The 12754-nt window shown below is 66.6% G+C and carries 1 protein-coding gene (cut by a window edge); it reads right to left on the bottom strand.

Annotation, left to right across the window (positions count from 1 at the left end; all coding sequences use genetic code 11):
* Positions 1-12754, bottom strand: the 5' portion of a protein-coding gene (locus ACQPYR_RS05310; RefSeq protein WP_433628263.1) for a non-ribosomal peptide synthase/polyketide synthase. Its footprint begins 4907 nt before the window's first position; 12754 of the gene's 17661 nt are visible here — the first part of the coding sequence; the start codon lies at positions 12752-12754; its stop codon lies beyond the left edge, outside the window.

Below are 12754 nucleotides of genomic sequence, written 5' to 3'. Positions count from 1 at the left end.
CCATATCGGTCGCGCTCACCGCTGCGGCGAGGTCGGCGACCCGCGGCGATTCGAACAATGCGCGGACTCCGACGGTGCGCCCTAGCGCTGCCCCGATGCGAGCGGCGGCTTTCGCGGCCAGTAGGGAGGAGCCGCCGAGGGCGAAGAAGTCGTCATCCGCGCCGATCAGACCGTCCATTCCGAGCACATCCGCGAAAGCTCCGGCGACGATCTCCTCTTCGACAGTCCCCGGCTTGCGATAGGTCGTCGCCTCGAACTCGGGCGCGGGCAACGCCGCCCGATCCAGCTTTCCGTTGACGGTCAATGGAATTCGATCCACCACCACGATCGCGGCGGGCACCATGTGCTCAGGCAACCGGCGCGCGAGCTGCTGTCGCAGCCGCACCCGATCGACCGCGTCGAAGCCGACCACATACGCGACGATGCGCGGCTCATCCACCAGATCGCTGCGCACGACCACCGCCACCTCGCGCACCGCTGCACTCGCATCCAGCAGCGCCGCCTCGATCTCCCCCAACTCGATGCGGAACCCACGCAGGTTCACCTGCTGGTCGGCCCGGCCCAGATACTCCAACTCCCCGTCGGCCGTCCACCGTGCGAGGTCACCGGACCGATAGGCCGGCGCACCGTCGCCCGCGTACGGATCGGCCACGAACCGGCTCGCGGTGAGCGCAGGCCGTCCGAGATAGCCACGCGCCAACTGACCACCGGAGACGTAGATCTCGCCGGGTACCCCGACCGGCACCGGCCGCAACCGCGCATCGAGCACCCGCACGACCAATCCGGGTATGGCCCCACCGATCACACTCGCCGATCCGGTGCCCGCCTCGATCGGCCGGTAGGACACATGCACGGTGGTCTCGGTGATGCCGTACATATTCACCAGTCGCGGCGACCGCGGATGCCGAGCGAACCAGCCGACCAGCCGCTGCGGTTCCAATGCCTCGCCACCGAAAATCACATAGCGCAGTGCGAGTTCGGCAGGCTCTGCGGCAATCAGTTGATAGAAGGCCGACGGCGTCTGGTTCAGCACTGTCACCCGTTGCGCGGCAAGCAGTTCCAGGAACTGCCGCGGTGATCGCGAGGTGTAGTAGTCGACCACCACGAGCGTGCCGCCGTGCAGCAGCGCACCCCAGAGCTCCCATACCGAGAAGTCGAAGGCGTAGGAGTGGAACAGGGTCCAGACATCCGAGGGCCCGAACTCGAAGTGGCACCGAGTGTTGTCGAGCAGACGCAACACATTGCGGTGCGGGATGACCACGCCCTTCGGGTTCCCGGTAGATCCGGAGGTGTAGATGACGTAAGCCGTATGCGCCGGATTCAGCGGCCTGCGTCGCTCCGCCTGGGAGATGGCGGTCGAACACTGATTCGCAGCAGCGATATCGATCACCGGCCCGCCGAACCAGCCGGGTGCCAAATCGGTTCCGGCGCTGGTTATCGCGCAGATCGGCCGGGCGTCATCGAGTACGTATTCGATCCGATCCGCCGGATAATTCGGATCGATCGGCAGATAGCCACCGCCCGCCTTGATCACCGCGACCAACGCGACGACCAGTTCTACCGACCGCGGCAGCGCCACCGCCACCAGCGCTTCCGGTCCGACCCCTGCGGCGATCAGCCGCCGGGCCAGCCGGTTCGACCAGGCGTCGAGTTCGGCATAGGACAGCGATCGCGTCCCCGCGCGGACGGCGACGGCGGTCGGATCGAGCGCGGCGGCCCGCGCGAACCGGTCGGCCAGCGTGGCGGTTTCGGTGACACAAGTCCTTGTCGGAGTGGACCATTCGTACAGCGCGCGATGCTGTTCCTCGGCGCTGAGCAATTGAATATCCCCGACCACGACCGTCGCATCGGCGGCGATGGCGGCCAACACCTGAGTGAACCGGCGACCGAGCACCGCGATCGTGTCCGCATCGAAAAGATCTGTCGCATAGGTGATCTCGATGTCCATGCCATCGGCACGGCCATCAGCGTCATCGGATTCGACCACCGTGAACTGCAAATCGAATTTAGCTGCCGCCGCGTAGAATTCGACCGGACGCACCACGAGATCGGCGAGTTCGAGCGGTGGCAGCGTGAAATTCTGAAAAGTCAACGCCACCTGGAACAGCGGATTCCGATTCTGTACCCGTGTCGGCGCGATAACCTCGACGAGCCGCTCGAACGGCACGTCCGCATGCGACAGCGCCTCGATATCCTGTGCGCGCACGGTATCCAGCACCGTCTCGAAGCGCGCCCTGGTGTCGATCTGGGTGCGCAACACCAGGGTGTTGACGAACATCCCGACGAGCTCGTCCAGCGCGGCATCACCGCGACCCGCGACCGGCGTGCCGATCGCGATGTCCTCACTCACCGACAAGCGCGACAACAAGACGGCCAGCGCCGCATGCATCGTGCTGAACAGCGTCGTTTCCCGCTTGCGGGCCAGTTCGCGCAGTTCACTGTGTAGATCGGAGTCGATGCGGAGCCGGTGGATGTCACCGCGATACGACGAGACGGCGGGACGCGGCCGGTCGGTGGGAAGCTCCAGTTGTTCGGGCAGACCCGCCAGCGTGCGCCGCCAGAATGCGAGTTGCCGGTGCGCCTGCGACTCCGCATCCGCATCGTCACCCTGTGTTTCGGCCTGCCAGAGCGTGTAGTCGGCATATTGCACGGGCAATGCCGCCCACGCGGGCGCGATGCCATCTCGACGCGCGGCATAGGCGGTCATGAGATCGCGCGCGAGCGGTCCGAGCGAGAATCCGTCGGCCGAAATATGGTGCAGCACAATTGCTAGCACGTGTTCGTGGCCATCAGTGAACAGTCGGGCCCGCAGTGGCAGGTCTGTGGTCAGATCGAAGGTGGTCGCGGCGAATGCGGAAAGGTGCGTCCCGAGTTCGGCTCCGGTGATCAGCTCCGGTTGCAATGGCGGAAAAGCCACAGTGATGATCACCTGCTCCGCGCCATCGGTTCCGTCGGGGTAGACCGTCCGCAGCGTCTCGTGCCGAGCGACCACATCCGCCAGCGCGGCGGACAGTGCGGCCACATCCAGATCGCCGCTGAGTCGCAGCGCCACCGTGATGTTGTCCACGGCATCGCCCGGACCGGCGGAATCGTCGGCAAGGAACCGGTTGAGGAACCACATGCGCTGCTGAGCCGGTGAGAGCGGAATCCGCGCCGGGCGCGGGCGCGCGCTCAACGCGATATAGCCGCGTCCCTCATGCGCCTGCGTCGCGGCCGCCAATGCCGCAACCGTGGGCGCCTCGAACAGCATCCGCACCGGCAGCCGCATATCCAGCGCGGCCCCCAACCTGGCCACGACCTGGCTGGCGTTGAGTGAGTTTCCACCGAGTGCGAAGAAATCATCGTCGAGACCAACCAGCCCGACATTCAGCACCTCGGCAAAGGTCCGCGCGACGATTTCCTGGGTCGCCGTGACGGGAGCCCGGAAAACCGCAGCCTCGAATACGGGTGCCGGCAGGGCCTTCCGATCCAGCTTGCCGGAAGCATTGAGCGGAAATTCATCGAGCACGACGAACGCGGACGGCACCATATACGCGGGCAGTTGCCTGCTCAGAGCGGATTTCATGGCATCGGTATCGACCCCGGTCTCCGCGACGACATAAGCGACCAGTTGCTGCCCGTCCCCCAGCACCACCACCGCCTGCGCAATCGAATCCAAGCCGGTGATCGCGGTTTCGATATCACCGAGCTCGATCCGCAGACCACGCAGCTTCACCTGGAAATCGGTGCGCCCCGAATACTCGAGCGCCCCATCCGCACGCCAGGTCACGAGATCCCCGGTCCGATACATCCGCGCACCATCGCCGAACGGATTCGCGACAAACCGGTCACTCGACAGATCCGGCCGCCCGATGTATCCGCGTGCCAATTGCGCACCAGCCAAATACAACTCGCCGGCAACCCCCACCGGCACCGGACGCAACCGCGCATCGAGCACATAGACCTGGGTGTTGAATACCGGCCCACCGATCGGCACGGTATCCACATCGGCATCGATGACCTCATGGCTGGTGACATCCACCGCCGCCTCGGTCGGGCCGTACAGGTTGTGTACAGCCGCACCGGTCAGCTCACGCAGCCGATGCGCAGGCTTCGGCGCCAATGCCTCCCCCGACGCGAATACCATCCGCAGCGAATCACATTCAGCCGTTGCCGGTTCCGCGACGAACACCACCAACATCGACGGCACGAAGTGCGCGACACTGACTCCTTCGCGACGAATGACCCGCGCCAAGTACGCCGGATCACGATGCCCATCCGGCCGCGCCAGCACTAAACGCGCCCCGACCTGCAACGGCCAGAAGAACTCCCACACCGACACATCGAAGGTGGCGGGCGTCTTATGCAGCACAACATCATCGCTGGTCAGCGAGTAAGTGTCCTGCATCCACACCAGACGATTGACGATCGCCGCATGCGAAACCGCGACTCCCTTCGGCCGCCCCGTCGAGCCGGAGGTGAAGATCACGTACGCGGCATTGCCCGGCACCAAGGAGCCGAGCCGATCGTCATCGGTGACCGGGGCGTCCGAATAGTCGGAAGTGTCGAACAAATCCACATCGAGCACCGCCCACGCGCACGAGCGCTCGTCGGTGTCGAGGTCCAGCCCATCCGCCGAGCGGGTCAGCACGCACACCGGGCGCGCCGACCGCAGCGCCTGGGTGATCCGCTCGACCGGATGCTCAGGATCCACCGGGACATACGCACCGCCCGCCGTGAGCACGGCGTACATGGCCACGACCTGATCCACCGATCGCCGCATGCCGATGGCCACCGTGGTATCCGGACGAACCCCGATCGACACCAACAGCCGCGCGAGCCTGTTCACCCGACCGGCGAATTCCCTATAGGTCAGGTCGGGTGACGGGTGGGCCGGCGACTCGCCCTCGAAGGTGACCGCAACGGCATCCGGAGTCCGCGCTGCCTGGGCCTCGAACAGCGATACCAGCGTCGCTTCGGCATCCACCGGATGCGCTGTCGCATTCCAGGTGTCGAGGATCAGTGCCCGCTCGTCATCGGCGAGCACATCGATATCGCCGATCCGCACGTGTGGATCGGCGACCGCATCGAGCACGCGCTGGAGCCGAGTCGCGAACGAGGCGACCGTCCGCGCGTCGAACAGGTCGGTGGCGTACTCGAAAATCGCTGCGATACCGGCTGCGCCGACCGACTCGGTCAGCGTCAATTGCAGATCGAATTTCGCTGTCCGCGTGTCGATATCGAGCATCGAGGCCTCGAGCCCGGCCAACTCCAGACTGGTCTGCGCGGTGTTCTGCAAGTCGAGCATGACCTGGAACAGCGGATGCCGGGCCGCGGAACGCTCCGGATGCAATACCTCGACCAGCCGCTCGAACGGCACATCGGCATGTGCGAGGGCGCGCAGATCACCATCGCGGACCACCGCGATCAAGTCGGCAAAAGTCAGTTCGGGCCGCACGTCGGCCCGCAGCACCAGGGTGTTGACGAACATCCCGACGAGCCCGTCCAACTCGGCGGCGCCGCGACCGGCGACGGGGGTCCCGATCGCGACATCGCGCTGCCCGGCGAGTTTCGCAAGCAGCGTGGCGAATGCCGCGTGCAGCACCATGAACAGGGACGCGTTCGCGCCCTCCGCCACAGCACACAGCCGGCGATGGGTCGCGGCATCGATGGTGAAGGCATAGCGCGCACCACGACCCGACGCGACCGCCGGACGCGGCCGATCCCCCGGCAGCGCCAGCACATCCGGCAGCTCGGCCAATTCGGTCGACCAATAGCGGATCTGCCGGGCGATCAGCGATTCCGGATCGTCCTCCGCACCGAGCCTTTCCCGCTGCCACAGCGTGTAGTCGGCATATTGCACCGGCAGCGACACCCAGTTCGGCTTCGCGCCCACGCAACGCGCGGCGTAAGCGACCATCAAATCCCGAGTAAGGGGCGCGATGGACCAACCGTCCGCACTGATGTGATGGATCGAAACAACCAGTACGTGCTCGGTCCCCGTGCGCAGCAGTGTGAGTCGAACCGGCGCCTCCCGATCCACCGCGAAAGGCATTGCCGCCAGCGCTCGAACCCGATCGGCCAACTCCGTAGCCTCGACCGGCTCCGGCTCCGGCACCGGCGCCACCGCATCCACCGGCAACACTTCCTGCTGCGGCACACCGTCGACGGCTGGATATCTGGTGCGCAGCGCCTCATGCCTGCCGATGACATCGGCGACCGCATCCGTCAGCGCGCCGAGATCGAGCGCGCCGACGAGTCGCACCGCGGCCGTCAGGTTATTCGCGACCGAGGCGGCATCGAACTGATTGAGGAACCACATCCGCTGCTGTGCATAGGAGAGCGGCACGACATCGGGTCGGGCCTGCGCGACCAACGCCCGTCGCGCAGGCCCCGAACCGGGCAGATGCGCGGCCAATGCGGCCACGGACGAATGCTCGAACAGCAGCCGGACCGGAATATCGACATCGACGGCCGCGCCGATTCGCGCGGCAATCTGCGTAGCCACCAGGGAGTTTCCGCCGAGTGCGAAGAAGTCGTCGGCCAGCCCGACCCGATCGACACCGAGCACCGCCGCGAACACCTCGGCAACCGCATGCTCGGCAGATGTGACTGGTGCACGAAACGTCTTCGCGGTCAGCACCGGATCGGGCAATCCCTTGCGATCCAACTTGCCCGAGCTGGTCAGCGGCATTTCCGCCAATCCGACATAGGCCGTCGGCACCATGTACGAAGGCAGCACGGCGCGCAGCCGCTGCCCCAGCACCTCGGCCAGCTCCGCCGCTGGCATGTGCGTGACCACGTAGGCGACCAGCAGCTCACCCGCCGCGTGCGCGAATACCCGAACAGCCGCGGCACGCACATCGTCGGCGGCGACCAGCGCCGCCTCGATCTCACCGAGCTCGATCCGCTGCCCACGCAGCTTTACCTGAAAGTCACTGCGCCCCAGGTACTCCAGATCACCGGCCCGATTGCGCCGCACCAGATCACCGGTCCGGTACATCCGGACTCCGGCCGGACCGTACGGATTGGCCACGAACCGCTCGGCGGTCAATTCCGCCCGCCCGTGGTATCCGCGGGCCGACTGAACGCCGGAGAGGTAGAGCTCGCCGACGACCAGGTCCGGCACCGGCCGCAACCGCGCGTCGAGCACCAACACCTGACTCGAACGCACCGGCCGACCGATCGGCACCGCCCCCGGCACGGTCGGATCGACGGGCGCATAGGTGGCGTGCACCGTGAATTCCGTTGGGCCGTAGAGATTGTGCAGTTCGGCTCGGCACACCGCAGCGAAGCGGGCCGCGGCTTCACCGGTCATCGCTTCACCTGCCACGAAAACCGTCCGCAACGAGGCGATCTCGGCAATACCGGTGGCATCGGCGAATACCGTCAGCATCGACGGCACGAACGAGGTCATCGTCACCCGGTGCGCCGCAATGGTCGCGGCCAGATACGCACTGTCCCGATGCCCGTCATGCTCGGCGGCCACCATGCGCGCGCCGCGCGTCAATGGCGCGAACAGCTCCCACACCGACACATCGAAGGTCGCCGGAGTCTTGAACAGAACCACATCGTCGGCCCCGATGCCGTATTCGTCGGCAATCCAGTCGATCTGATTGACCACCGAGGCATGCTGTACCGCAACACCTTTCGGCAAGCCCGTAGAGCCGGAGGTGAAGATGACGTACGCGGTGTTGGTCGCCCGCAACGGACGCAGCCGATCCGAATCCCGCACCGGCGCATCCGAATAACCGGCGCAGTCCAGCGCATCGAACACCAGGACCGAGGGGCCGGTCGACCACCCTTCCCCCGTCCGAGTCAGCACACACACCGGCCGAGCCGAGGCAACGACCTGCGCACGCCGCGCCGCGGGTTGATCCGGATCCACCGGCACATACCCGCCACCCGCGGTCAATACGGCATAGGCCGCGACAACGAACTCCACCGACCGCCGCATCCCCAGCACGACCAGCGTCTCGGGCCCGACGTCGGCGGCGATCAGCCGACGAGCAAGCCGATTCACCCGCCGCGAGAACTCCGTATACGTCAGCGCGCCATGCCGGTCCACCAGCGCAACAGCATCGGGCGTCCGCCGCACCTGCGTCTCGAACGCGGCAGGCAGCGTCGCGACACGGCTCGACGACTCCGCGATTCCGCACTCGATCGCGCGCTGGCGACCCGCCACATCCAGCAGCGGCAGATCACCCACCGCCAGCTCGGCATCGACCACGATCGCGCGCAGCAACCGAACCAACCACTGCGCGTAGTCCGCGATGGTGGATTCGTCGAATAGATCTGTGGCGTACGTGAATTCCGCACAGACCCCCGCCGGTGCCGAACCTTCCCTGAGTCCGGCACCGGCGAAGCCTTCGGTGACCGTGAGCTGGAGATCGAACTTGGTCACTCCGGTGTCCAGGGTACTGGTGCAGACCGACAAATCGGGGAGTTCGAAGGCGATGTCCGCAGCATTGTCGAAAGCGAGCAATACCTGGAACAGCGGATGCCGCGCCTGCGAGCGCGGCGGGTTGATGGCATCGACCAGCTGCTCGAATGGCAATTCGGCATGGCCGAAGGCGGCGAGATCGGTCTCGCGCACCCGCGCCAGCAGCGACGAGAAGGGGGCCGCGCCATCGACCACGGTCCGCAGCACCAGGGTGTTGACGAACATGCCGATGAGATCGTCCAGCGCACGTTCACCACGGCCGGCCACCGGCGTGCCGATCACGATGTCATCGCTACCGGACAGCCGCGACAACAGCACAGCGAGTGCGGCATGCAACACCATGAAGTTCGAAACACCTTGGGCACGTGCATGTTTCACAATCTCGGCGTGTACGTCGCCCGGAATTTCGAAACCGAACACCGCACCCCGCCCGGATGCGACGGCAGGCCGGGACCGATCGGTGGGCAGCTCGATCAGATCGGGCGCACCGGCGAGCGTGGCCGTCCAGAACTCCAGCTGCCGGGCCGACGCGGCATCGGGATCCTCGGCCGAGCCGAGCAATTCGTGCTGCCAGAGGCTGTAATCCGCGTACTGCACCGAAAGCGGCAGCCATTCCGGTACATTGCCCGCGTGCCGAGATCGGTATGCAGACATCACATCTTGTGCCAACACCCGCAGCGACACGCCGTCCGCGGCAATGTGGTGCAGCACCAGCGCCAGCGCGCAGCTCTCGTCATCGACCAAGAAGATCCGTGCCCGAATCGGTACCGCACGCTCCAGATCGAATCCGAGCACCGCGAACCGAGCCAGCTCGTCGTCCAGTTCGTCCGCACCGATCGACTCCGGCTCGCCCACGACGACAACCTCGTCCGCGGACAACACGACCTGCTGGGCCGCCACTCCAGCCGATACCGCGGGAAAGATCGTGCGCAGCACCTCATGCCGATCGACCAGATCGGCCAAGGCCAGCCGCAGCGCGGAAATATCGACCGCACCGCGCAACCGCACCACGAACGGCATGTTGTAACCGGCGCTGGAAGTCTCGAACCGGTTGAGGAACCAGATCCGCTGCTGCGCCGGAGATAGCGGAACCAGCGGCGGCCGGTGCCGCGCCCGCAGCTGCGCGAGCACCGGCACGCCACTGGATCCACCCGCCCGCTCGATGAGTTCGGCGAGTGCGGACACCGTGGTAGCGGTGAACAATTCGCGAACCCCGAGCCGACAGCCCAGTTCGGCGCCCAACCGCGCCGCGACCTGGGTGGCCACCAAACTATTGCCGCCGAGCGCGAAGAAATCGTCGTCGCGCCCGACCCGATCGTGTCCGAGCACCGCACCGAACACCCGCGCGACCGTGGCCTCCACCGGCGTCGCGACCTCGGCGTATTCGGTCGAGATCCGCTCGGGTGCGGGCAGCGCGGCACGGTCCAATTTGCCGGAGGCATTGACCGGCAGCGCATCCATCACCACGAACGCGGCAGGCACCATATACGCCGGCAGCGCGCGCAGCGCCGCGGTGCGCAGTTCGGCGCGAGACACCGCGCCGGACTCGGCTTCGACCGCATAGGCGACCAACTGCTCGCCCACTCCGTCATCGCGCACCACGACGACCGCGCGCACCACCGAATCGACGGCCCCGAGCACGGCTTCGATCTCACCGAGCTCGATCCGCAGCCCGCGCAACTTCACCTGAAAATCGGTGCGGCCCAGGTATTCCAGCTCACCGTGGGTGGTCCAGCGCACCAGGTCGCCGGTGCGATACATCCGGGTGGCGGCCCCGAACGGATCCGCGACGAACCGATCTGCGGTGAGCCCCGGGCGCCCGACATAACCACGGGCGAGCTGTACCCCCGACAGATACAGCTCGCCCGCGGCCCCGACCGGTACCGGCCGCAGCCGCGAATCGAGCACGTAGAGCCGGGTGTTGAAGACCGGCGCGCCGATCGGCACCGAGAGGGTATCGGTATCGGTCACTTCATGGAAGGTGACGTCCACCGCCGCCTCCGTGGGACCGTACAGGTTGTGCAGCCGCACCCCGGTCAACGCCCGCAGCCGCTGCGCCGGCGCCGCGGGCAGCGCTTCACCGGACGCGAAGACGGTACGCAGCGCGGTACCACCGGCGAACTCTGACTGTGCCAGAAAGACTTCCAGCATCGACGGCACGAAATGTGCTGTTGTCACGCCATATTCGTCTATCGTTGCGCGCAGGTAGGCCGGATCACGATGACCGTCGTGCTCGGCGAGCACCAGCCGCGCGCCGATCTGCAACGGCCAGAACAACTCCCACACCGACACATCGAAGGTGGTGGGCGTCTTCTGCAGCACGACATCATCCGCCGACAGCCGATACTGCTGCTGCATCCACACCAGCCGATTCACGATCGCCTCGTGGGTGACGGCCACCCCCTTCGGCAGCCCGGTCGACCCCGAAGTGAAGATCACGTACGCGGGCTGCCCCGGCCGCAGCGTGGCGGTGCGTTCCCGATCCCAGACCGGACCATCCGGATATGCCGCGAGATCCCGCTCATCGAGACGGATCACCGTTACTCCGGAAAACTCCGTGGCTTCAGTTGTCAGTACACCTGCCGGTCGCGCGGTGGCCAGAATGTGCGCGGTGCGCTCGGCCGGATGATCCGGATCCAGCGGGACATACGCCGCCCCCGCGGCGAGCACGGCGTACATGGCGATTACCAGCTCCGGTGACCGGCGGATGTTGAGCGCGATCAGCGTCTCCGGCCCGACGCCGAGTCCGATCAAATGCCGCGCCAGCCGATTGCTGCGCGCCGAGAGCTCCCGATAGGTCAGGTCCGGCACACCCGCGAACAGCACCGCGACCGCTTCCGGCGTCCGCGCGACCTGCGCCTCGAACAGCGAAACCAGCGTGGGCGCACCGGCGACCGCCGCGGGCACGTCGAATCCGGTCGCATTCCAGATCCGCGTACTGACCTCGAGTTCCAGCTCGGTCGCCACCGCCACCGCCGCCATCGGCGTATCGACCTCGATGGCCACCAGCCGCTCCAGATACCGCACGAACCGCCGCTGATGGCGCGCGATGTCATCGGCGGCATAGAGATTCGGATTCGCCTCGAAATCGACGTGCACGCTGTCGCGCTCGCCGTAATAGACATTGAGGCTCAGATCCTCCACCGGCCCGGTGGACAACACGTGGTACCGGCCGACCGTTTCGCCCAGCGTCAGCTCGCTACCGAACAGCATGATGTTGGCCAGCGGTCCGAACAGCGCGCGGCGCGCGGGCCGCCCGTCGTGCTCGGCATCGCGGCCGATATCCTCGTGCCGATACCGCTGGTGCCGCAGCGCGCCCGCCACCTCGACGCGCGCCGCCCGCAGCAGATCCCCCCAGGTGCCGTCGACCGCGAGCCGCAGCGGCACGATATTCGACAGCATTCCGGCCGACCGCCGCATGAGCGCGGTGGTGCGCGCCGTCACCGGCAGACTCAGCACCGCCTCGCGCCGATCGGTGAGCCGCCCGAGATATCCGGCGAAGGCCGCGAGCAATACCATCGCGAGCGTCGAATCCTGGTTTGCCGCAAGCGTATTCATTCGATCGACAAGCGCATCCGGCAATACCCGCCCCAGCACCAGATTGGTTGCCGCACGCGGTGCGGTCCGCCCGTCCAGACTGGTAGCGTCGTCGAGCCCCGCGATCCGCTCGGCCCAGTGCGTCCGGTCGGTCTCGAATCGCGAACTATCCCGGTAGGTGAGCTCATCCTCCACCAATTCGGCCATCGTCCCCGGTTGGACCGCCTGCGGCTCGGTGCCGAGCACCCTGGCGGTGTACAACTGCGCCACCCGCTGCGTATTGGTCAGCGCGCCGAACCCGTCGAGCACGATGTGATGCGCCCGCAGGTACCAGAAACACCGATGGTCCGCGACCCGCAGCACGGCGCCCGCGAACAGCCGATCGGTCAGCATGTCGACCGGCGCGCCCGCGTCCGCCCGCATCCATTCGTGCGCCGCGGCCACCGGATCGGCATACTCGCGCAGGTCGATTGCCTGGATATCGACCGAATTCGCCGGATCTACGCACTGATTCGGCACACCGGCGGATTCGCCGAGGCGCACCAGCACCGACTCGTACTCTCGCGCCGCAATGACCGAAACCTCTTGCAGGATCGCGGGATCCAGCACGCCGGGCACGTCGACGTATTGGGCCACATTGATCGGCACGTCGGGATCGAGCAACTGCGCGTACCAGACCCCCAGCTGCGCCGGTGCGAGCGGAAACGGCGGGTTGTCCGGAGCGTCCGGTAAGCAGTCACTCGCCACGCGCGCAGCCCCGTCCGGTCGCGCCCCACCCAACTCCGTACCGTGCAC

Source organism: Nocardia sp. CA-120079 (assembly GCF_050955745.1).
Classification (GTDB): domain Bacteria; phylum Actinomycetota; class Actinomycetes; order Mycobacteriales; family Mycobacteriaceae; genus Nocardia.
Note: the sequence above shows the minus strand (reverse complement) of the source record. Positions and strands in the feature narration are given on the sequence as shown.